The following is a 21,686-nucleotide window of genomic DNA, read 5'->3' on the forward strand; positions in this document are numbered from 1 at the left end:
TTCGCGCACAACGAAACGGAGAGCGCATGCAACCCCACGGCTCGGATGAGCCTCCGACTGGTGTCCTACGACGCGCAGCGCGAATCCTCGACACCTTCGAAGCTCAGGCAGGTGGGTTGGCGGGCGGACTGAACCTGACACAGGTTGTTGCGGCCACCGGGCTGCCGGTTTCCTCGGTCCACCGGGCATTGGAGCAGATGGTGTCCCTTCGGTGGCTGCATCGTCAGGGCATGGAGTATCGCCTCGGCATGCGTCTGACCGAACTCGGCTCCGCGGCGGCGGATGCCGATGCGCTTCGACAAGCTGCGCTGCCAAGTCTGCGGTGGCTGCACCACAACACCGGATTCGTCGTCCACCTGGGCGTACTCGATGGCACGGACGTGGTCTATCTGGAGAAGATCGGTGGAGAATCGATTCCGGACATCCAGTCACGGGTGGGAAGCCGAATGCCCGCACATTCTTCTACGATCGGAAAGGCGCTGTTGGCGCTCGACAGGACGGTCGATGCGGAGAGATCGGAGATCGACCAGGTGCGCGAGTCGCGCATCGCCTACGCACGGGAACGATGCATAAAGGGGTTCAGCTGTGTTGCGGCGCCGATCGGTCCGCAGAGGTGGGGTGACGCGGCCGCGATCTCGGTTTTCGGCGCGACAGCACGGGTCGACACCGATGAACAACTACGAATGTCGTTGCAGGCGGCTGCTGCCGACATCTGGCGCCGATTGAATACGCAGAGATCGCCGATGAAAGCGAGCGTCCTCGATGCCCGCGCACCTCGATGTGGACTGCCGCGTTGAGCAGTGCGCGCAGAGTCGGTCCAGCCCACCAGATCGAACTGCCATAGGTTGCGGCACGATCTGGTGGGCGCGGACCAACGATGCCGCATTTTCCGGATGTGGCTCCGCTCAGACGAGATCGCCGAAACGCCCCTCTACGGTGGCCGCTCTGATCGACGCACGCATGGAATCGCACCCGCGAGTGAGCGACGCGACATCGTCTCGATCCGCGAACGGCGCCAATACCGGGCAGCTCGCCACCGCGTCCGCGGTCCATTGCACCGAGGTGTGTTCCCAGCTGAACTTCTCCGCGAGCACGCAGACCCCACACTCGCTGCACTGTATGGATTGCATCGACTCAGCCCTGCACTGCCGCGCGGCGGGCGAGGTTCTCCTCGACCTCCTGTTTCCATGACTCCACCGGCCTGGTGGTGTCGAGCTCGAACTCGAACCGGTCGGTCATGTCCGGGGTGATGTCTGCGACATCGACGTAGAACTGTTCGTACCAGCGACGCAATTGGTAGACCGGGCCGTCCTGCTCGCACAACAGTGGGTTGTCTATGCGCGTTTTGGTTCGCCAGATCTCGACATCCTGCTCGAAACCTTTGCTGATGAACATGCTCATCCCATCGGCAAGTTTCTCCGCGGCGTCCACCGCTAGATGTTGGGAAGACTCGACGATCACCCCGTAAGTCAGCACGAAGGAGTTGGCGTCGATCGGGTAGTGGCAATTGAGCAGGACAGCGTCCACGTCGAAACCCTCGTAGTGGTAGGTCAACTCGGTGATCATGAAGGCTGGGCCGTAGTAGGCGGCAGCAGACGAGTTGCCGAGCACCTGTGGTTCGCCAGGCTGAGCGGGGCGTCGGACATCCTGGCGCGCAACACCGTTCATGTATTGAGCAGCGGCATGGCCCTCGAAGACGTTGCGGAAGAACGTCGGGAAGGATCCGTGGACGTAGAAGAAGTGCGCCATGTCGACGTTGTTGTCGATGAGTTCGCGGACGTTCGTATGCACGATCGTCTGTTTGAAGCCCTTCCAGTCCGTCCAGTCGTCGGCCAGCACACCGGGGATGCGCGGTGGCTGCACTTCAGCCGGTGGCGGGTCGGAAAGTCGATGAGTCAGGCGATGCTGGTGGTACACGCCCAGAACAGATCGTCGTCATGTTGGTAGGACTGTTGAGGGCGCCATTCGTCACACCACTCGAGGATCTGAAAACGTGACTGGGATCTGCCGCACCCACCGCTGCGCCTCGGAGTCCTAGTCGAACCCGCCGCCGCCGGCCGGAATGGGAATCTTGACTACCCGATCGTCGTTGGGGCCGGGAGCGTCACCGTTCTTGTTGACGGTGCCGGCCCAGATCTGACCGTCAGGGGCCATTGCCGCACCGTTGAGTTGGCCGTAACGATCCTGGACGAGCAGTGTCGGGGCCGCGGTGACCGAGCCGGTGTCCTGATCGGTGGCGAGCACTGCCATCGCGCGAGCAGTGGTCAGTGATACCGCGACGGTGCCGGGTCCGGCCGCGCATCCCGCGACGCCGGGGCGGTCGGGCCACGTCCAGACCGGCGAGATCACCGTACCGAGAGGATCGATGCGCTGCAGTCGATCCTCGATGGCTGTGCGATCGGTGACCCAGATGCTGCCTGTCGGATCCAGGCACACGTCTCCTGCTGTTCCGATTCCGCTGAGCGCGACCTGAGGCGGGGGCTGCGTCGCCGACGGTGTGAGGGACTCGACACGTAGGAGCTTTCCGGCCAATGACGCGGGATTCGTTGCCGCAGAAGGGTTTCCCGCATCTCCGGTCAGGACGAGCAGTTGGTTCGGGCTGTAGAAGTCGAGGGCGCCGCGATTGCCTTGGCTCCCTTTGGGAATGCCGGTGAGGACCGCCTTGGGTGTGTCGCCGACTGCGATTCGTACGACGCGGTTGTCCGAATCGGAAGTGATGTAGGCGTAGATCAGCCCGTCTTCGGTATAGGTGGGGGATAGGGCGAGGTCGAGAAGTCCTCCGTCGCCTTGGGCGTCGACGTCGATCTGTGCGATCTGGATCGGAGACTGCCCCGCAGTCACTTGCATGATGCGTCCTGTGCGACGCTCGGGCACCAAGGCGGACACCCCGCCCGGCAACACCACGAGACCGCCGGTCGAGTCCAAGCAGGTGGCGACGACGTTGGGGTCTGGGTCCACACAAGGCCCCGCTGGCGGCGCCTGTCCGCCGGGTTGCGTCGAGGTCGGCGGTGCATCGGGATCCACCGGGTTTATCTCCGCGGCACCGAACGACGGTTCCGGGCTGAAGGGTGTCGACGCCGACTCGTCGAACCGCGCACATCCGGTCGCGATTACTGCCGTCACCGCGAGGATGGCTGCTGCAGTTCGGGTCGGCCTCATCGTCTGAAGGGTACTCAAAAGCGAGAGGGCCATCGCGCGGCGGCCGCATTTGTGCCGCCGCGCGGAGGCGAATGAGCCTGGATCGGCGACGCGGCGATCTAGTGTTGAGCGCGTGACCGACAAGCCTCGTGACTCCGACGCATCCGACTCCGGCTACGAACCGGCGCCGAGCCCGTACGACCAACCGACCGAACAGCTGACGCCGACGACTCGGTCGACACCGACCCCGCCCGTGACATCCGCTGGTCCCGGTAGCAGTGGATCGGACCGCAGTGGATCGGATCGGATGCCGCGTACCGATGAGGATCTGGACTTCGGCGAGCGCGGCTCCGGGTCGTATCCGACCGAGCAGATACCGTCTTTTCGGCCGTCCAAGTACGACGAGCCGATCGCCCCGGATTCGCGATACGGCTCCGGTTCCTACTCGGAGCAGCCGACAGAGTTCATCGAAACACCAGCGGCCAACACTCGTGGGAGTGGTGCCGCCGAGGTGGCCGCACCGGTCCCCGAGCCGATCACCCGGACTGAAACCGTCGAGATCCCTGCGCGAAGAGGAACGACGGATCTCGGTTTGCTCCTACTCAGGCTGGCTGTGGGCGGAATTTTCCTGGTCCACGGGCTGCAGAAGCTCATCGGCCTGTGGAACGGTCCGGGTCTCGACGGATTTCGCACACTTCTCGAGGACTCCGGCTACGAGCAGGCCAATCTGTTGGCCATCGCCGGTGCAGTCGGTGAGACGGCCGGTGGTGCGCTACTGATCCTCGGCTTGGCGACGCCGTTAGCCGGGGCTGCGGTTCTCGCTGTCGCCATCAACGCGTGGTGCTTCAAGCAGGCTGCCGAGCCCGGCCTTGCATTCTTCGCGCCGGACGGCGTGGAATACGAAACTTTGCTCGGTGTTGCAGCGGCGGCGATCATTTTGACCGGCCCGGGCAAGATTGCCTTCGACGGTCGTCGAGGCTGGGCAACGCGACCGCGCTTCGGCTCGTTCATCGCGCTCGTACTCGGCATCGCAGGCGGCGTGTGCTTGTGGATTTTCCTGAACGGTGCCAACCCGCTGGTGCAGTAGGTCTTCCAACAGTGAAGGGCCCGGATGCGCATCGAGCGCAACCGGGCCCTTCGCTGTTTTCACTACTCAGGGGACGTATCGAACAGCGCCTTTGTCGGCGGAAGTGGCCAGAGCCGCGTAGGCGCGCAATGCCGTGGTGACCGTTCGCTGCCGGTCCACCGGCTGCCACGGCCGTTCGGACGCATTCATTTTCGCTCGTCGCTCGTCGAGAATCTCGGCGTCGACGAGTATTTCCAGTGTGCGCGTGGCGACGTCGATGCGTACCTGGTCCCCATCCTGAACGAGACCGATGGCGCCTCCTGCCGCTGCCTCCGGAGAGATGTGGCCGATGGACAATCCGGATGTTCCGCCGGAGAATCTTCCGTCGGTGATCAGTGCGCAGACCTTGCCGAGTCCGGCTCCCTTCAGGAATGCGGTCGGGTGCAGCATCTCCTGCATTCCCGGGCCGCCCTTGGGGCCTTCGTAGCGTACGACCAGGACATCTCCTGCCTTGATCTTCTTCTGCAGGATCGCCGAGACCGCCTCTTCTTGCGACTCGACGACCAGCGCGGGGCCCTGGAAGGTGAACAGCTCTTCCTCGATCCCTGCCGTTTTCAGGATTGCGCCGTCGAGTGCGACATTTCCGCGTAAAACGACCAGGCCGCCCTCGACGGTGTAAGCGTGTTCCTTGTCACGAATGCATCCTCCGGCCGCGTCGGTATCGAGCGAAGACCATCGGTTGTCGGTCGAGAACGGTTCGACGGTGCGCACTCCGCCCGGTGCGGCGTGGAACAACTCGATCGCCTCGTCCGAGGCGGTACCCGAACGTATGTCCCAGGTGTCGAGCCACTCTTCGAAGCTATTGGTGTGGACGGTGGATACGTCGGTTTCGAGAAGTCCTGCACGTCGCAGTTCGCCGAGTAACGCCGGAATTCCGCCCGCACGGTGTACGTCTTCCATGTGGTAGTCCGAGTTGGGGGAGACCTTGGACAGACACGGCACCTTGCGGCTGATGTCATCGATGGTGTCCAGATCGAAGTCGACCTCGCCTTCCTGCGCAGCAGCGAGCGTATGCAGAACGGTGTTGGTCGATCCCCCCATCGCGACGTCGAGAGCCATCGCGTTTCTGAATGCCGCCGGAGTGGCGATATTGCGGGGCAGAACGGAGGAGTCCTCGTCGCGGTAATACTTGAGTGCCGCTTCGACAATGGTGGTTCCGGCACGGGTGAACAGTGCGCGCCGCGCCGAATGCGTGGCCAGCGTCGAGCCGTTTCCCGGCAATGCGAGCCCGAGTGCCTCGGTGAGGCAATTCATCGAATTGGCGGTGAACATTCCCGAGCAGGATCCACAGGTCGGGCAGGCGCTGCGCTCGATCTCGTCGAGTCCGTCCTCGGACACGGCATCGTTGGCCGATGCCGAGATGGCGGTGATCAGGTCCGTCGGAGCTTGCGCGACGCCATCGACGACGACGGCCTTGCCTGCCTCCATCGGCCCCCCGGAGACGAAGACTGCCGGAATGTTGAGGCGCATGGCGGCATTGAGCATGCCCGGGGTGATCTTGTCGCAATTCGAGATGCAGACGAGTGCGTCGGCGGTGTGCGCGTTGGCCATGTATTCGACGGAATCGGCGATGATCTCGCGGCTGGGCAGCGAATACAACATGCCGCCGTGACCCATCGCGATTCCGTCGTCGACGGCGATGGTGTGAAATTCGCGAGGCACTCCGCCTGCGGCACGGACGGCGTCCGCGACGATCTCGCCGACATTCTTCAGATGTACGTGGCCGGGCACGAACTGGGTATAGGAATTGGCGATTGCCACGATCGGTTTGCCGAAGTCGGAGTCCGTCATTCCTGTTGCGCGCCACAGCGAGCGAGCGCCCGCAGCGTTGCGTCCGACAGTGGTTACTCGTGACCGTAGCGGGGGCATGTCTTCGATTCCTCAATCTCGGAGCGGATTATCGCGCCGTCGAGATTACTCCCGCGCTAGGAAGTGTCCGTCTCTGGCGCGATCTCCGGGGCCTGTTCTGGATGTTCGGTATCTCGCTCGGCGTCGGCTCGGGCCGAGGCGTAGGGATCGGTGATTCGTCCACCGCTTGCAGCCGCCAACTGGGGTAGTCGATCGAACCGGACGAGGGGTAGTGACTTCTCGGTCTTGTCGGTCAGGACAACGCGGGCCCAGCGACGGTCGGGGAAGTGAATTCCTCGAACTCGGTCCCATTCGATGAACTCCGAACCCACGATCCGACGCACCGCGAGGCCCTGCTCGCTGACGGTCGTGCGGACTCGGAGGACCCAGATGGCGACCGCCACGGGAACGAGGAACAGCCAGCCGAACGCGGCGGGCCAACTCGCTGCCGGGAACGACACGCCGAACAGAAGAAGGACAACGCCCACCAACGCGAGCTTGGGGAGTCGGATGACCTGCGGAGACGGATCGGGGGTGTGGGATGATGAGTCCGGTGGTTCGGACTGCTGTGAGGATGACACCCCTTCATCTTCGCATTGCAACTGCGCGATCTCACATAATGGGATTGCGTCGTGACGAGTTTGACTCTTCCCTATGCGCGCGCCTACCGTCGAGCACGTGAAGCGGAATTGGATACTCGTAATCGGCCGGCGCGTCAACGCCTGAGCCGGTTGTTCAAACTCGCATCGACGCGCCACCCTCGTACAGCTACTGCTGACGGGGGTTTTTTCTTGCCCAGAGATCGCCCAGAACTCGAAATTCCTGAGGAAGCAGCAGTGAGCGCACCAACCGCACGCCCAGGGCCCACGACTCGTAAGTCGGGCACAGTCAACAGCTCGTCGACGTCCGAAACGCCGACGGCCGGATCCATCGACGGATCGCGTCGTCACGTCGCGCCCGAGAAGGTGACCGGCGCACAGTCCGTCGTCCGAGCGCTCGAAGAACTCGATGTCGACACTGTCTTCGGCATTCCGGGAGGGGCAGTACTTCCGGTGTACGACCCGCTCTTCGATTCGAAGAAGGTTCGACACGTCCTGGTTCGCCATGAGCAAGGCGCCGGACATGCCGCGACCGGTTATGCGCAAGCCACCGGCCGTGTCGGCGTGTGCATGGCGACCTCCGGCCCCGGAGCGACCAACCTTGTCACTCCGCTCGCCGACGCTCAGATGGACTCGGTTCCGATCGTTGCGATCACCGGTCAGGTCGCCCGGTCGCTCATCGGTACCGATGGTTTCCAGGAAGCCGACATCTCGGGCATCACGATGCCGGTGACCAAGCACAACTTCTTGATCACCGACGGCGCCGACATCCCGCGCATCATGGCCGAGGCGTTCTACCTCGCTGCCTCGGGGCGTCCCGGTGCTGTGCTGGTCGATATCCCGAAAGATGTGCTCCAGGCGCAGACCACCTTCTCGTGGCCGCCGGAGATGCGTCTGCCCGGCTACCGGCCTGTCACCAAGCCGCACGGAAAGCAGGTCCGCGAGGCCGCGCGCTACATCGCCGATGCCAAGCAGCCGGTCCTCTACGTCGGCGGCGGCGTCATCAAGTCCAACAGCTCCGCCGAACTGCTCGAGCTCGCCGAGCTGACCGGGATCCCGGTCGTCACGACGCTCATGGCCAGGGGAGCGTTCCCGGACAGCCATCAGCTCAATCTCGGCATGCCTGGAATGCACGGGACAGTCGCTGCCGTCGCTGCGCTGCAGCGCAGCGATCTGCTCATCACTCTCGGCGCGCGCTTCGACGACCGCGTCACCGGTCAGTTGTCCACGTTCGCCACCAATGCCAAGGTCATCCACGCCGACATCGATCCGGCCGAGATCGGTAAGAACCGCTACGCGGACGTCCCGATCGTGGGCGACTGCAAAGAGGTCATCACCGAACTCATCGAGGCCATCCGCGCGGACCGGGCGACCGGAACGACGCTCGAGCTCGCCGACTGGTGGGTCTATCTCGACGACATCCGCAAGACTTACCCGTTGAGCTACGACCGTCCGACCGACGGTGCGATGTCGCCGGAGTTCGTCATCTCCTCGGTCGGTAAGTTCGCCGGACCGGATGCGATCTACTGCGCGGGAGTGGGCCAGCATCAGATGTGGGCCGCCCAGTTCATCAAGTACGAGAAGCCGCGCACATGGCTGAACTCGGGTGGACTCGGAACCATGGGTTACGCGGTTCCCGCAGCGATGGGCGCAAAGATGGGATTGCCCGACGCCGAGGTGTGGGCGATCGACGGTGACGGCTGCTTCCAGATGACCAATCAGGAGCTTGCTACCTGCGCAGTCGAAGGCATCCCCATCAAGGTCGCCGTGATCAACAACGGCAACCTGGGCATGGTGCGCCAGTGGCAGACCCTGTTCTACGAAGAGCGGTACTCCAACACGAACCTGGGTACGCACGGCGCCAAGCGCATCCCGGACTTCGTCATGCTCGCCGAAGCGCTCGGGTGTGTCGGACTGCGGTGCGAGCGGGAAGAGGATGTCGAGGATGTGATCGCACAGGCCCGTGCGATCAACGACCGTCCGGTGGTCATCGACTTCATCGTCGGTGCCGACGCGCAGGTGTGGCCGATGGTCGCAGCAGGCACCGGAAACGACGAGATCATGGCTGCCCGCGGCATCCGGCCACTGTTCGACGATGACGAGGCTACGGGCGCCGAGCCTGCCGTGATCGAAGAAGCCATGGCACGCGAGCAGGCGCACGGCGAAGCGAAAGGCACCGACAAGTGAGCACGAGCCATACCCTCAGCGTTCTCGTCGAGGACAAGCCAGGCGTCCTCGCCCGAGTCGCGGCATTGTTCTCGCGACGCGGATTCAACATCTCCTCACTCGCCGTGGGCGGGACCGAGATCCCCGAGATCTCGCGGATGACGATCGTGGTCACTGTCGACGAGTTCCCGCTGGAACAGGTGACCAAGCAGCTGAACAAGCTCATCAACGTCATCAAGATCGTCGAGCAGGACGACGATTCTTCGGTGGCCCGCGAACTGGTCCTGATCAAGGTGCGAGCCGACTCGAGCGTGCGTAGCGAGGTCATCGAGACCGTGAACCTGTTCCGCGCCAAGGTTATCGACGTGTCGCCCGAGGCGGTCACGGTCGAAGCAACGGGAACGAGGTCGAAACTCGATGCGTTGCTCAAGATGTTGGACCCCTATGGAATTCGAGAAATAGTCCAGTCGGGAGTCGTTGCCGTCGGACGTGGACCGAAATCGATCACCGCGTCGCGCTAGCGACCGCAGTGACGAACTAGCGTAAAACCCAAGAGGAAAGGTAGTAACCAGTGGCAGTCGAGATGTTCTACGACGACGATGCTGATCTGTCGATCATTCAGGGCCGCAAGGTCGCTGTTATCGGCTACGGAAGCCAGGGCCATGCGCACTCGCTGAGCCTGCGCGATTCCGGAGTCGATGTGCGCATCGGCCTCAAGGAAGGCTCGAAGTCTCGCGCCAAGGCCGAGGAGCAGGGCCTCGAGGTCGGCACTCCCGCCGAGGTCTCCGCATGGGCCGACGTGATCATGGTGCTCGCACCGGATACGGCTCAGGCATCGATCTACAAGGAAGAGATCGAGCCGAACCTGAAGGACGGCGACGCGCTGTTCTTCGGACACGGACTCAACATCCACTTCGATCTGATCGAAGCTCCCGACTTCGTCACCGTCGGCATGGTCGCCCCGAAGGGCCCCGGCCACCTCGTGCGTCGTCAGTTCGTCGACGGCAAGGGTGTCCCGGCGCTCATCGCCATCGATCAGGATCCCAAGGGTGAGGGCCAGGCGCTCGCACTGTCCTGGGCCAAGGGCATCGGCGGCACGCGCGCCGGAGTCATCAAGACCACGTTCAAAGAAGAGACCGAGACCGATCTCTTCGGCGAGCAGGCCGTGCTGTGCGGTGGCACCGAGGAACTGGTCAAGGTCGGTTTCGAGGTCATGGTCGAAGCCGGTTACGCGCCGGAGATGGCGTACTTCGAGGTGCTCCACGAGCTCAAGCTCATCGTCGACCTCATGTACGAGGGCGGCATCGCTCGGATGAACTACTCGGTGTCCGACACCGCTGAGTTCGGTGGCTACCTGTCCGGACCGCGCGTCATCGACGCCGGCACCAAGGAGCGCATGAAGGCAATTCTGGCCGACATCCAGTCCGGTGAGTTCACCCGTCGTCTCGTCGCCAACGTCGAGAACGGCAACACCGAACTCGAAGGGCTGCGCAAGGCCAACGCCGAGCACCCCATCGAGGTCACCGGCAAGAAACTGCGTGGTCTGATGAGCTGGGTCGATCGTCCGATCACGGAAACAGCCTGATCGCAGCCGAATTCGTTCGGTAGTACCTGCTTGACAAGAGGGGCGCCCCACGCACTGACCAGTGCATGAGGGCGCCCTTCTTCCCGGGTCGTGAGGGCGACACCGATGCGCCCCACCTCGGCATCTAAACTTGTGCCGCACCACGCCATTCTTCATTCCGATCGACAGCATCATTTTCCGATGACATAGGGAGTACTTCACGTGAGTCAGCCAGGCCGTCCTGTCGTTCTGATCGCCGATAAACTTGCGCAGTCCACAGTCGAGGCACTCGGCGACGGCGTAGAGGTCCGTTGGGTCGACGGCCCGGATCGCCCCGCACTTCTCGCGGCAGTCCCCGAAGCCGACGCCATCCTCGTCCGGTCCGCAACCACGGTCGACGCCGAGGTTCTCGCCGCCGGCACGAAACTCAAGATCGTTGCTCGCGCGGGTGTCGGCCTCGACAACGTCGACGTGCCTGCCGCCACCGAGCGTGGCGTCCTCGTGGTCAATGCCCCGACGTCGAATATCCACACCGCTGCCGAGCACGCTGTGACGCTGTTGCTGTCCGCTGCTCGCCAGATCCCCGCTGCCGACGCCACGCTGCGTCAGCACGAGTGGAAGCGCAGCAAGTTCAACGGTGTCGAAATCTTCGGCAAGACAGTGGGAGTCGTCGGACTCGGCCGTATCGGCCAGCTGTTCGCTCAGCGCATGGCTGCTTTCGAGACGCATGTCATCGCGTACGACCCCTACGTCTCCGCTGCTCGCGCAGCCCAGCTCGGAATCGAACTCGTCAGCCTCGACGAGTTGCTGACACGCGCCGACATGTTCTCCGTGCACCTTCCGAAGACACCTGAGACCAAGGGCATCATCGGCAAGGAAGCCCTCGCGAAGACCAAGCCGGGTGTCATCGTCGTCAACGCCGCCCGCGGCGGTCTCGTCGACGAGCAGGCGCTCGCCGACGCCATCACCAGCGGACACGTGTTCGCTGCCGGAATCGACGTCTATGCGTCCGAGCCGTGCACCGACAGCCCGCTGTTCGAGCTGCCGCAGGCCGTCGTCACCCCTCACCTCGGAGCATCGACCACCGAAGCTCAGGACCGTGCGGGCACCGACGTCGCGAAGTCTGTATTGCTCGCTCTCGCAGGTGAATTCGTTCCCGACGCAGTCAACGTCAAGGGCGGCGCAGTCGGCGAAGAGGTATCGCCTTGGCTCGAGATCGTCCGCAAGCAGGGCGTGCTTCTCGGCGCACTCTCCGAAGAACTTCCCTCCTCGTTGTCGGTCGATGTGCGCGGCGAGCTCGCTGCCGAAGACGTCGAGATCCTCAAGCTGTCGGCACTGCGCGGCCTGTTCTCCGCTGTCATCGAGGACTCGGTCACCTTCGTCAACGCTCCGTCACTCGCCGAGGAGCGCGGGGTCACCGCCGAGGTCACCAAGGCGCCCGAGAGTGAGAACCATCGCAGCGTCGTCGACATTCGCGCCGTATACGGCGACGGAACCGTCCTCAACGTCGCAGGCACTCTCACCGGCACCAAGCAGGTCGAGAAGATCGTCAACATCAACGGCCGCAACTTCGACCTTCGCGCCGAAGGCAAGAACCTGATCGTCAACTACGCAGATCAGCCCGGCAGCCTCGGCCGTATCGGCACACTGCTCGGTGATGCCGGAATCGACATCCAGGCCGCAGCGCTCAGCCAGGACACCGAGGGCGAAGGTGCCACGATCCTGCTCCGCGTCGACAAGGACGTGCCGTCGGAGCTGAGTGCAAGCATTGCCACCGCAGTCGGCGCATCGACGATCGAACTCGTCGACCTTTCCTGAGCACCGTCTCATCCCGAACGCATTACACAGAACGAGGAGTTCAATGAAGCTCGCCGTCATCGCTGGAGATGGAATCGGCCCTGAGGTCGTCGAACAGGCATTGAAGGTGCTGGACATCGTCGTGCCCGGTGTCGAGAAGACCGAATACGACCTCGGTGCCCGCCGCTACAACGCGACCGGCGAACTTCTTCCGGACTCGGTCCTGGAAGAGATTCGCGGACATGACGCAATTCTCCTGGGTGCCATCGGCGACCCATCGGTTCCCAGCGGAATCCTCGAACGCGGCCTGTTGCTCAATGCACGGTTCGCGCTCGATCACCACATCAACCTGCGGCCGTCCAAGTTGTACCCCGGCGTGGTCGGACCACTTGCGGGAAACAAGAGTATCGACGTCGTCGTCGTGCGTGAGGGCACCGAAGGCCCCTACACCGGAAACGGTGGTGCCCTACGTGTCGGCACACCGCACGAGGTTGCCACCGAGGTCAGTGTCAACACTCGCTACGGTGTCGAGCGGGTCGTTCGCGACGGGTTCGCCCGTGCGCTCGGACGTCGCAAGCACTTGACGTTGCTGCACAAGACCAACGTGTTGGCCTTCGCCGGCAGCCTGTGGGCACGCACCGTCGAAGAGGTCTCTTCGGAATTTCCCGACGTCGAGGTTGCCTATCAGCACATCGATGCCGCGATGATTCACCTGGTCACCGACCCGGGCCGGTTCGACGTCATCGTGACCGACAACCTCTTCGGTGACATCGTGACGGACCTGTCCGCTGCTGTCGGTGGCGGCATCGGCCTTGCGGCCAGCGGAAACATCGATGCCACCGGCACCAATCCGTCGATGTTCGAGCCGGTCCACGGCAGTGCGCCCGATATCGCGGGCCAGGGCAAGGCCGACCCGACTGCGGCAATTCTGTCCGTCTCGTTGCTGCTGGCACACCTGGGCGATACCGCAAACTCCGAGCGGGTGGAAGCTGCGGTCGCAGCGGATCTCGCCTCACGTGGGGCGGTCGTCGCGAGTACCCAGGAGATCGGCGACCGGATCGCCGGCAAGTTGTAAATTTCATAGCTTCGAGTCGAATGTCTCTCACGTGCACCTTCTGGGTGCGGTGAGAGGCATTCGTTCGTTCTCGGTCTCTACTCGTTGCTCTCGTGATCTTCGGGGATGACGGGGACGGACAAGGCAGGGAAGACGGCCGAGACCAGGAATGCCAGCGGAAAGCTCACTGCGGCGAGGGCGCCGAACGCCGGCGGTACGAGAGACGCCGCGATGTACTGCCCGGTGTTCTGGACGCCGAGGGCGCGCCCGCTCCAATAGGATCCCGAGAACTCGGCAACGGCAGTAAAGGCCAACCCGTTGGGTGCAACGGTGACGATCGAAGCCACGACCAACAGTGCGATGGAGATCGGGGAGTCCAGCCAGTCGGTGACGGCGAGCGCGAGCATGCTCACGGTCGTCGAGATCGCGACCCATCGCAACGGACGCATTCGGCTTCCGACTCGGTCCGACAGTGCGCCGACTCCCATTCGGCCGAACGCTCCGAGGACTTGGGTGACGGTCACCAAGATGCCTGCCGAGGCTGCCGACCATTCGCGATCGGTCATGAGCCAGACGAGCGCATAGGTCCACACGACGTACTGAGGCACCACGAGCAGGATCGAGGTGGAATGAATCCGCCAGAGTTGAGAACTGGCCCTGTACGGGTTTTCAAGTAGTCCCCGTTCGGCTGCATCGGCTCGCGTCGGGCGTGGGGGATCGACGACGGCCAGGCACAGCACGGCTGCCAGTGCGCAGATGACTGCGGGGACCAACAGTGCCGCCGCGACGCCGTGGTCTCGCGCGATGGGCGGTATCGACAGCGCAGCGATGGCGACGCCCAGTGGTACCGACATCTGGCGGATTCCCATGGCGAGGCCGCGTCGTTGGGGCGGGAACCATCCCACGACGACGCGTCCGGATGCACTGTTTGCGCTGGCTGCGGACATTCCGCCGATCAGCAGGCACAGGCCGAGCATCTCGAACGAGCTGGTGAAGTACGCCGCGAAGCTGGCAGCCGCAGTGAGGCTGAGCCCAAGAGTGAGTACGAGGCGTTCGCCGATGCGGTCGACGAGCATGCCCCACGCGATCAGCGTGAGCATGATGCCCACCGTCGGCATCGCGACGAGCAGTCCAGCACTGGGCAGGCTCAACCCGCGATCCTCGTGCAGAGCCGGAATGAGAAATGCAGCACCGTTGATGAACACCGCGCCTGAAGTCTGCGCAAGCATTCCGAGCGCGAGCATGAACCACTTTCTCGCGCTGTCGGTGTCCAGCACGTGATCCGTTGTAGTCATGGCCTCATTTCCTATCCCACTATGTGAACTTTGAATCTTGGTATCTGAAATGCAGGTGCGACGTTACACCCGTATCGCATGCTGCATCGGACGGCATGGACGCCGCGTAATGGAAGGTCGATAGACTTTCGACATGCGTCTGGGTCGAATTGCAAGTCCTGATGGTGTGGCATTCGTGAGTATCGAGGGAGAGGGTGATGAACGCACCGCCAAGGAGATTGCCGAACATCCCTTCGGCACACCGACTTTCACAGGCCGGTCGTGGCCACTGGCCGACGTTCGTCTGCTCGCGCCGATCCTTGCCAGCAAAGTCATAGCGGTCGGAAAGAACTACGCTGCACATGTAGCCGAGATGGGCGGGGAGGCTCCCAAGGATCCCGTTATCTTCATCAAGCCGAACACCTCGATCGTCGGGCCGGGAGCGCCCATCATGTTGCCGGCTACCTCGAACGAGGTTCACTACGAAGGCGAGCTGGCCATCGTGATCGGGCGTCCGTGCAAGGACGTGCCTGCAGCGAAAGCTCTCGATGTGATCCTGGGTTATACCGTCGCGAACGACGTATCTGCTCGCGACCATCAACGGCACGACGGTCAATGGACCAGGGCCAAGGGGCACGACACGTTCTGCCCGCTCGGGCCTTGGATCGAGACCTCGCTCGACGCCTCCGACCTCGAAATCACGACCGAGGTCGACGGCGAAGTGAAACAGCGCAGTAGGACGTCGTTGCTGCTGCACGATATCCCTGAGATCATCGAGTGGGTCTCGGCCGTCATGACTCTGCTGCCCGGCGACGTGATCCTCACCGGTACCCCCGAGGGCGTCGGTCCGATCACCGCGGGACAGTCCGTGTCGGTCACGGTCGAGGGCATCGGCACGCTGACCAACCCCGTCGCCGCCAAGAACTGACGATCCTTTCACCTTCCCCTCGAACGCGAGCGAGCTATGACCTCCAACGAAGTACGAGTCCGATTCTGTCCGTCACCGACCGGAACCCCGCACGTGGGCTTGATCCGCACGGCACTGTTCAACTGGGCGTTCGCGCGCCATCATGGTGGTGCTTTCGTCTTCCGCATCGAAGACACCGATGCAGCGCGTGATTCCGAAGAGTCGTACGCGGCGATTCTCGACGCACTGCGATGGCTCGGACTCACCTGGGACGAGGGCCCGGAGGTCGGTGGGCCGTACGAACCGTATCGGCAGTCGCTCCGGCGTGATCAGCATCTCGATGTAGTCCGGCAGTTGCTCGAAGCTGGGGAGGCGTACCACTCCTTCTCGACCCCCGAGGAGGTCGAGACCCGCCACAAGGCCGCTGGGCGGGACCCCAAGTTGGGTTACGACAATTTCGATCGGGATTTGACCGACGAGCAGCGCCAGAAGTTCCTCGACGAAGGCCGCAGCCCCGTCGTTCGGTTGCGTATGCCCGATCACGACCTGTCGTGGACGGACCTCGTCCGTGGGGAGACGACATTCAAAGCAGGGACCGTCCCGGACTTCGCGCTCACCCGCGGTAACGGGATTCCGTTGTACACGTTGGTGAATCCGGTGGACGACGCGCTGATGAAGATCACACACGTGCTTCGCGGTGAGGACCTGCTGTCCTCGACCCCGAGACAGTTGGCGTTGTACGAGGCGCTCATCCGGATCGGTGTCGCGGACAGCACACCCGAATTCGGCCACCTACCGTTCGTGATGGGCCCGGGGAACAAGAAGCTGTCCAAGCGCGATCCTGAATCCAATCTCTTCATCCACCGTGACCGCGGATTCGTGCCCGAGGGACTGCTGAACTACTTGGCGCTTCTCGGCTGGGGCATTTCCGACGACCATGACGTCTTCTCTCTCGAGGAGATGGTGGCGGCGTTCGACATCTCCACGGTGAACTCGAACCCGGCTCGATTCGACCAGAAGAAGGCCGATGCCATCAACGCCGAGCACATTCGGCTGCTCGAGCCTGCGGATTTCGCAGCGCGACTGCGCACGTTCCTGACCGAGCAGGGGCATTTGCCCGAGCAGGTCGACGAAGAGCAGTTTGCCGTGGCCGCCGATCTCGTGCAGACACGCATCGTGGTGTTGTCGGACGCCTGGGGACTGCTGAAGTTCCTGTACGTCGCCGACAGTGACTTCGGGGTGGACCCAGCGGCGGCGGCGAAGAATCTGAATGCCGATGCCGGACCCGTTCTCGACGCGACCATCACGGCATTGACCGAGTTGTCTTCCTGGCGCACGGCAGATCTGGAGGCGACGCTCAAAGCGGCACTGATCGACGGCTTGGAACTCAAGCCGCGCAAGGCTTTTGCACCGGTCCGCGTCGCGGTGACCGGATCGCACATCTCTCCGCCACTGTACGAGTCGATGGAACTCCTCGGGCGCGAGAAGACGCTCGCGCGACTCGGCGCTGCGCGCGCCTCCATCGGCTGATCGGCGCGGTAACCGGGTGTCTATCGCCGCACGGGTGGACCGAGTCCAGCGTCGCCACCCGGTCCTCGGCTTTCCGCTGGCGGTGATCTACAAGTTCGTGGACGATCAGGGCGGCTATCTCGCTGCCCTGATCGCCTATTATGCGTTTCTGTCGCTCTTTCCATTGCTGTTGCTCGGATCGACCATCCTAGGAATCGTGTTGGCCGGTGATCCGCGGTTGCAGCAACAGATTCTGGATTCGGCGCTGAGTCAGATTCCTATCATCGGTGACGAGGTCGGTGAACCGGACAAGATCGGCGGCGGAAATCTCGGTCTGATCATCGGTGTCCTGGGTTCGCTCTACGGTGGGCTCGGGGTCGCCGTAGCCGTTCAGAATGCGATGAATGTTGCGTGGGCAGTACCGAAGAACCTTCGCCCGAACCCGATTCGTTCACGAGTGCGCGGGCTTGCGCTACTCAGCACGGTCGGGGTCGCCGTCCTGGCTATCACTGCCGTCAACGTTGCCAGCTCTGCCGGTGTCTTCGGCCGCATCAACGGCAGTGTGGTGCTGATTGCGTCCATTCTTCTCAACATCATCGTCTTCACCGTCGCTTTCCGGCTGGCGACGGCCCGCGACTTGTCGATCTCGAACGTGCTTCCGGGGGCTATCGTGGCCGGGGTTCTCTGGCAGATTCTGCAGACATTCGGCGGCGTGTACATCAGATATGTCGTGGGCCGAGCGTCGATCACCAACGGGGTATTCGCGGTAGTGATCGGACTTCTGGCGTTCATGTACATCGCTTCGGTGCTCATCGTCTTCGCCGTCGAGATCGATGTAGTTCGGGTGGAAAAGCTCTACCCCCGTTCACTTCTGACGCCGTTCACCGACGACGTGATCCTTACCGAGGGTGACCGTCTCACCTACACCGGGCAGGCGGAAGCACAACGCAGCAAGGGGTTCGAGGAGATCGAGGTGACCTTCGACGGGCATGGATCCGAGGAAGAAGCTCAGTCCTCCGGATCGGCGTAGCAAGCTCTCACTGCGATATCCATCGGAAATCGAACTGCGGTGTCGCCGAAGAGGAGCCGTGTGGCACTGAGTGCGGCGTCTTCGATGTGCCGACGAGCTGTGACGCAGTCGCGACTGTGCACGACTACCTCGTCGTGTTGAAAGAAGACGAGTTCGCCGGACCCCGGTTCGGCTGCCAGCCTCTTTCGTAACTCGGCCAACAGGCATACTGCCCATTCCGACGCGGTCGCCTGCACGAGAAAGTTTCGGGTGAATCGCCCGCGCGCGTGTGCATCGCCGTGTGCCCACCACTCGGCCGACGGTCGCGGACACGCGCGCCCGAGCCATGAATGGACGACCTCCCCGCGTTCACCGCTCCGAGCGGCCCGCTCGAGGTACTCCACGGCCTCGGGGAACCTGCGGCGTAGCAAGGCAAGAAGGGACCGCGACTCACCTGAGGTGGCGCCGTACAAGACCCCGAGGATGGCAACTTTCGCTTTGTTTCGGTCGCCGCCGAAGGCCGCCTGTGCGACGGGGGCGTACAGATCTTCGGTACCGGCAGCCTCGGTCATTGCGGGATCGGCCGACATCGCAGCCAATATCCGTGGCTCGAGCTGTCCGGCGTCGGCGATGACGAAATCGTGGCCAGGCTCCGCTATCACGCTGGTGCGCAGGGGTTTCGGAAGTTGAAGTCCACCACCACCGCGGCTGGCCCAGCGACCGGACACCACCGCACCGGGCACATAGACTGGGCGAAATCGGTCCTGCCGAACCCATGCCTTCGACCATGCCCATCCGTTGGTACCGAACAACTTCGACAGATCCCGGTGGCGAAGCAACAGGGGAACTGCCGGGTGATCGACGGCGCTGAGAACGTGGGCACGCGTCGAGGTCAGTTCGATATCGTCCCGGGCAAAAGCGGCGATTACTTCCAGGTGTGAACTCGGATTGACTCGGCGACCGAACACAGCGCTGATCTCGGATTCGAGCTCGATGATCGCGGGCGGCAAGTCTCCGTCGCGAGGGCGTCGGCCGAGCATCGTCTCGAGGTATCGATCGTGTGCGTCGGCAGAGAATGGCAAACCGGCGTGGCTCATCTCCGCAGCGGCGAGTGCCCCCGCGGATTCTGCAGCGAACAAGAGTCGGAGGCCGGTCGATGTCGCGCTTTCCGCTACGTGCCGGCGATGCAAGTCGAGGATCGATTCGGAGCTCGGATATGCGTATGCGTCGAACAACCCCGGGCGGTCGTCTTCGGGCGCAGTCGTGGGTGGGGGGACCTCGCCGCGGCGGACGGCGAGGATCCCTTCCACGAGGGAAAGATCGTGACAGCGGTCGACGTGTACCCCTGCCTCCAGCAGGGGGCCATAGGTACGCGCAGTGGACTCCCAAATCCACCTGGGACGATCTGCGGTCTCGATTCGGTACACGGCTGCAGCGAGGTCGGTGCATTCTTCTCGCTGCCCGGACAGGCGCCCGTCGTCGTCGGTGGGGAAGAGGTGATGAACGGTGCCCGTCGGCACTACGACAACTTTCACTCGCATCTACCGTCGTTGATCACAAGATCGAGTGTCCGCTAGGACGTTCGAGGTCGTTCCCGCGGGTCCAGAGGACGCTCTGGTGCGTAGTTCGAGACTCTGACCAGCCGATTTGGAGAAACCCGGGTGTCCTTTGATAGTCTCTATTCCGGCCCAGAACGCAGTGCACATGTTGGTTGTGTGGACGTCGTAGAAGGTCATTGGGGTATGGTGTAATTGGCAACACAGCGGTTTCTGGTACCGCCATTCTAGGTTCGAGTCCTGGTACCCCAGCAAGCGTTTCGGTGGTGATTTTGTTACCGAACGTCAGCCGGTTAAGCTGGCTAAGCTCTCATCTGGTCGTACACAGTTGATTGTGCTTGCAACCGAAGTCTGGTTGCATTCGAAGAAGTTCCTGGCCCCGTCGTCTAGCGGCCTAGGACGCCGCCCTCTCAAGGCGGTAGCGCGGGTTCGAATCCCGTCGGGGCTACAACGAACAAAAGACCCTCTCACCGGTTCGGTGAGAGGGTCTTTTCGTTCTGTGCGAGTGGGTCTACGTCTACGAACCTAGACGCTCTTGCGTCGGAACATCCGCTGATGATCGGCGGGGCCGTGGGCGTTGTTCACCTTCGGTCCGCCATCCTTGTGCTCGACCGCGGTAGCCGACTTGTGATTCTTCTTTTCCAGGGCCTCGCGAAACTTCTTCTTCGTGTCTTCTTTGCTGGGTTCTGTCATGATCGCTCCTTGCACGTCGGTGACGAGAAAAAGGTACCGCAGAATCGGAGCGGAGATTGACGTCTCTGTCTCCACTCTCACCCGCTATACGTGTTCGGCCGTGGATCCACCCAGTGGAATAGCGGGTAGGCCGAGCTTGCGGTGATCCCACGAGCGGGTGCGGTCGACCACGACCCTGACTGCAATCCGCTTCTTCATCATCTGCTCCACCATCGGACGCACCTGTTCCGAATACGGCCCGGTGTACCGTTCCCACACGCTTATGCCTACTGCAGAGATCGATTCGGGGTCGTCGAGTATCTCCGCTGTCCCTTCGAAGGAGACGCCGCGGAGAGTGTCATAGGTGTTGCCGTCCTCGACGAGCACCGTGATCCGTGAGTCACGACGTATGTTGACGGCCTTCTGAGACTTTGCCTTGGTCTCGAACCACACCTCGCCGTCGATGACGCCGTACCACATTGCTACGAGGTGAGGCTGTCCATCGGCTCCGATGGTGGCGAGAGTCGCAACTCGACTTCTGTCGATGAACGTCGCGATTTCGACGTCGGTCATTGTTATCTGCGCGCGCTGATTAGTTCCCACGCTCATTGCTTATCAGAGAACGGGGCATCGAGGATCGTAGATTCCGAATATGTTCGTGTCAGAGCCGTTTGTGTATCGCCTCGGCAGCAGCGAGTAGATCTGCGGCCCAACGCGCGCCGGGTCTACGGCCGATTCGGTCGATGGGCCCTGAGACCGATACAGCGGCGATGACATTTCCTGCCGCATCTCGAACCGGTGCTGCGACGCTGGCGACTCCAGGCTCACGTTCCCCGGCACTCTGAGCCCAACCCCGCCTGCGGACTTCGATCAGCACACGTTCCCCGAATTCGGCATCCGGCAGAACGGTGCGTTGGGTCTGCGGATCGGCCCAAGCGAGTAGAACTTTCGCGCCGGAGCCTGCCGACATGGGAAGGCGGGCACCGACGAGAACCGTGTCGCGCAGACCTGTCGGCGGTTCCATCGAGGCAACGCAGACCCGTACGGTGCCCTCGCGCCGGTAGATTTGCACGCTTTCGCCCGTGATTTCGCGCAAGCGCGGAAGGACGGACGCTGCTGCGTCGAGCAAGGTGTCGGTGGCAGTCGCCGCAAGTTCGGCCAGTCCCGGCCCGGGCCGGAAGAGCCCGTGCGCGTCACGCGCAACGAGCCTGTGGACTTCGAGACCGACGGCCAGGCGATGTGCGGTGGCGCGGGGGAGCCCGGTTCTGATGCAGAGATCACTGAGCGTGCAGGGTTCCGCGGCAACCGCATGGAGAACCCCCATCGCTTTGTCCAGAACGCCGATGCCGCTATGCTGTCTCATAGACCGATACTAGCGTCTCGCATCGTGGGAATGCACATTGTGGAATGTGCTCGCTCGCGGCGGGAGATACGCAATGTCGGTGCGATAGCGCGACGTGGGCCAGC

At 62.9% G+C, this 21,686-nt stretch carries 19 protein-coding genes, 2 tRNA genes and 1 pseudogene; 12 read left to right on the top strand and 10 right to left on the bottom strand.

The window, feature by feature from the left end:
* The first annotated feature begins 26 nt into the window (after positions 1-26).
* Positions 27-797 (top strand): IclR family transcriptional regulator, encoded by a 771-nt coding sequence (locus BJD99_RS17920; protein WP_084348545.1) that lies wholly within the window; start codon positions 27-29, stop codon positions 795-797.
* Between the two features lie 108 nt (positions 798-905).
* Here BJD99_RS17920 and BJD99_RS17925 read toward each other — a convergent pair whose 3' ends face one another.
* From BJD99_RS17925 to BJD99_RS17935, 3 genes and pseudogenes are all read right to left on the bottom strand, one after another.
* Positions 906-1,130 carry a hypothetical protein gene (locus BJD99_RS17925; protein ID WP_084348546.1) on the bottom strand — a complete coding sequence of 75 codons (225 nt, stop codon included), beginning with the start codon at positions 1,128-1,130 and terminating at the stop codon, positions 906-908.
* A 4-nt stretch (positions 1,131-1,134) separates the two neighbouring features.
* Positions 1,135-1,881 (bottom strand): annotated as a pseudogene (locus tag BJD99_RS17930) (3-ketosteroid-9-alpha-hydroxylase); the annotation flags it as partial.
* A gap of 153 nt (positions 1,882-2,034) precedes the next feature.
* Positions 2,035-3,159, bottom strand: coding sequence for a sorbosone dehydrogenase family protein (locus BJD99_RS17935; RefSeq protein WP_084348932.1), 1,125 nt, complete (start codon positions 3,157-3,159; stop codon positions 2,035-2,037).
* A gap of 112 nt (positions 3,160-3,271) precedes the next feature.
* On the opposite strand from BJD99_RS17935, the gene BJD99_RS17940 reads away from it, so the two are divergent.
* Positions 3,272-4,225, top strand: coding sequence for a DoxX family protein (locus BJD99_RS17940; protein WP_084348548.1), 954 nt, complete (start codon positions 3,272-3,274; stop codon positions 4,223-4,225).
* Positions 4,226-4,291: 66 nt separating this feature from the next.
* On the opposite strand, the gene ilvD is transcribed toward BJD99_RS17940, so the two are convergent.
* The gene (gene ilvD, locus BJD99_RS17945) at positions 4,292-6,133 is read right to left on the bottom strand and encodes a dihydroxy-acid dehydratase (protein ID WP_084348549.1); all 1,842 of its coding nucleotides are present in this window, start codon (positions 6,131-6,133) and stop codon (positions 4,292-4,294) included.
* A 56-nt stretch (positions 6,134-6,189) separates the two neighbouring features.
* Positions 6,190-6,693 (bottom strand): PH domain-containing protein, encoded by a 504-nt coding sequence (locus BJD99_RS17950; protein WP_084348550.1) that lies wholly within the window; start codon positions 6,691-6,693, stop codon positions 6,190-6,192.
* 255 nt (positions 6,694-6,948) lie between these two features.
* On the opposite strand from BJD99_RS17950, the gene BJD99_RS17955 reads away from it, so the two are divergent.
* The 5 genes from BJD99_RS17955 to BJD99_RS17975 all read left to right on the top strand — a co-directional run bounded on the left by BJD99_RS17955 (position 6,949) and on the right by BJD99_RS17975 (position 13,313).
* On the top strand, positions 6,949-8,898 hold the full coding sequence (locus BJD99_RS17955; RefSeq protein WP_084348551.1) for an acetolactate synthase large subunit: 1,950 nt from the start codon (positions 6,949-6,951) through the stop codon (positions 8,896-8,898).
* Positions 8,895-9,398 carry an acetolactate synthase small subunit gene (gene ilvN / locus BJD99_RS17960; protein WP_084348552.1) on the top strand — a complete coding sequence of 168 codons (504 nt, stop codon included), beginning with the start codon at positions 8,895-8,897 and terminating at the stop codon, positions 9,396-9,398. The genes BJD99_RS17955 and ilvN overlap by 4 nt, the downstream gene beginning before the upstream one ends.
* A gap of 62 nt (positions 9,399-9,460) precedes the next feature.
* Positions 9,461-10,462 carry a ketol-acid reductoisomerase gene (ilvC, locus tag BJD99_RS17965; protein WP_179142434.1) on the top strand — a complete coding sequence of 334 codons (1,002 nt, stop codon included), beginning with the start codon at positions 9,461-9,463 and terminating at the stop codon, positions 10,460-10,462.
* A gap of 201 nt (positions 10,463-10,663) precedes the next feature.
* Positions 10,664-12,259, top strand: coding sequence for a phosphoglycerate dehydrogenase (gene serA, locus BJD99_RS17970; RefSeq protein WP_084348554.1), 1,596 nt, complete (start codon positions 10,664-10,666; stop codon positions 12,257-12,259).
* Positions 12,260-12,302: 43 nt separating this feature from the next.
* Positions 12,303-13,313, top strand: coding sequence for a 3-isopropylmalate dehydrogenase (locus BJD99_RS17975; RefSeq protein ID WP_084348555.1), 1,011 nt, complete (start codon positions 12,303-12,305; stop codon positions 13,311-13,313).
* Between the two features lie 77 nt (positions 13,314-13,390).
* On the opposite strand, the gene BJD99_RS17980 is transcribed toward BJD99_RS17975, so the two are convergent.
* Entirely contained in the window at positions 13,391-14,587 is a 1,197-nt protein-coding gene (locus tag BJD99_RS17980; RefSeq protein WP_084348556.1) for an MFS transporter, read from the bottom strand.
* Between the two features lie 133 nt (positions 14,588-14,720).
* Between BJD99_RS17980 and BJD99_RS17985 the strand changes: the two genes are divergently transcribed.
* Genes BJD99_RS17985 through BJD99_RS17995 form a run of 3 tightly spaced genes read left to right on the top strand, consistent with a single transcriptional unit; the run spans position 14,721 to position 18,012 of the window.
* Positions 14,721-15,494, top strand: a complete 774-nt coding sequence (locus tag BJD99_RS17985; protein ID WP_084348557.1) for a fumarylacetoacetate hydrolase family protein — start codon at positions 14,721-14,723, stop codon at positions 15,492-15,494.
* 36 nt (positions 15,495-15,530) lie between these two features.
* Positions 15,531-17,003, top strand: coding sequence for a glutamate--tRNA ligase (gene gltX / locus BJD99_RS17990; protein ID WP_084348558.1), 1,473 nt, complete (start codon positions 15,531-15,533; stop codon positions 17,001-17,003).
* Between the two features lie 16 nt (positions 17,004-17,019).
* The gene (locus BJD99_RS17995) at positions 17,020-18,012 is read left to right on the top strand and encodes a YihY/virulence factor BrkB family protein (RefSeq protein WP_179142401.1); all 993 of its coding nucleotides are present in this window, start codon (positions 17,020-17,022) and stop codon (positions 18,010-18,012) included.
* Here BJD99_RS17995 and BJD99_RS18000 read toward each other — a convergent pair.
* Positions 17,991-19,532, bottom strand: a complete 1,542-nt coding sequence (locus BJD99_RS18000) for a bifunctional 3'-5' exonuclease/DNA polymerase (protein WP_084348560.1) — start codon at positions 19,530-19,532, stop codon at positions 17,991-17,993. The genes BJD99_RS17995 and BJD99_RS18000 overlap by 22 nt on opposite strands.
* Before the next feature lie 195 nt (positions 19,533-19,727).
* Here BJD99_RS18000 and BJD99_RS18005 point away from each other — a divergent pair.
* Positions 19,728-19,799, top strand: a tRNA-Gln gene (locus BJD99_RS18005).
* Between the two features lie 123 nt (positions 19,800-19,922).
* A tRNA-Glu gene (locus tag BJD99_RS18010) sits at positions 19,923-19,995 on the top strand.
* A 77-nt stretch (positions 19,996-20,072) separates the two neighbouring features.
* On the opposite strand, the gene BJD99_RS21055 is transcribed toward BJD99_RS18010, so the two are convergent.
* The 3 genes from BJD99_RS21055 to BJD99_RS18025 all read right to left on the bottom strand — a co-directional run bounded on the left by BJD99_RS21055 (position 20,073) and on the right by BJD99_RS18025 (position 21,582).
* Positions 20,073-20,240, bottom strand: coding sequence for a DUF5302 domain-containing protein (locus BJD99_RS21055; protein WP_168708266.1), 168 nt, complete (start codon positions 20,238-20,240; stop codon positions 20,073-20,075).
* A gap of 84 nt (positions 20,241-20,324) precedes the next feature.
* Positions 20,325-20,822: a PPOX class F420-dependent oxidoreductase gene (locus BJD99_RS18020; protein ID WP_084348933.1), complete on the bottom strand. Its 498-nt coding sequence runs from the start codon at positions 20,820-20,822 to the stop codon at positions 20,325-20,327.
* Positions 20,823-20,880: 58 nt separating this feature from the next.
* Entirely contained in the window at positions 20,881-21,582 is a 702-nt protein-coding gene (locus BJD99_RS18025) for an IclR family transcriptional regulator (RefSeq protein ID WP_084348562.1), read from the bottom strand.
* Positions 21,583-21,686: the final 104 nt, after the last annotated feature.

The sequence above is a fragment of the Rhodococcus sp. 1163 genome, assembly GCF_002091985.1.
Taxonomy (GTDB): domain Bacteria; phylum Actinomycetota; class Actinomycetes; order Mycobacteriales; family Mycobacteriaceae; genus Rhodococcoides.

Coding starts and splice junctions, on each gene's coding strand:
- BJD99_RS17925 (WP_084348546.1), bottom strand. CDS start 1,130: ATGCAATCCATACAGTGCAGCGAGTGTGGGGTCTGCGTGCTCGCGGAG.
- gltX (WP_084348558.1), top strand. CDS start 15,531: ATGACCTCCAACGAAGTACGAGTCCGATTCTGTCCGTCACCGACCGGA.
- BJD99_RS17935 (WP_084348932.1), bottom strand. CDS start 3,159: ATGAGGCCGACCCGAACTGCAGCAGCCATCCTCGCGGTGACGGCAGTA.
- BJD99_RS17920 (WP_084348545.1), top strand. CDS start 27: ATGCAACCCCACGGCTCGGATGAGCCTCCGACTGGTGTCCTACGACGC.
- BJD99_RS18000 (WP_084348560.1), bottom strand. CDS start 19,532: ATGCGAGTGAAAGTTGTCGTAGTGCCGACGGGCACCGTTCATCACCTC.
- ilvD (WP_084348549.1), bottom strand. CDS start 6,133: ATGCCCCCGCTACGGTCACGAGTAACCACTGTCGGACGCAACGCTGCG.
- BJD99_RS17980 (WP_084348556.1), bottom strand. CDS start 14,587: ATGACTACAACGGATCACGTGCTGGACACCGACAGCGCGAGAAAGTGG.
- BJD99_RS17975 (WP_084348555.1), top strand. CDS start 12,303: ATGAAGCTCGCCGTCATCGCTGGAGATGGAATCGGCCCTGAGGTCGTC.
- BJD99_RS18025 (WP_084348562.1), bottom strand. CDS start 21,582: ATGAGACAGCATAGCGGCATCGGCGTTCTGGACAAAGCGATGGGGGTT.
- ilvC (WP_179142434.1), top strand. CDS start 9,461: ATGTTCTACGACGACGATGCTGATCTGTCGATCATTCAGGGCCGCAAG.
- BJD99_RS21055 (WP_168708266.1), bottom strand. CDS start 20,240: ATGACAGAACCCAGCAAAGAAGACACGAAGAAGAAGTTTCGCGAGGCC.
- BJD99_RS17985 (WP_084348557.1), top strand. CDS start 14,721: ATGCGTCTGGGTCGAATTGCAAGTCCTGATGGTGTGGCATTCGTGAGT.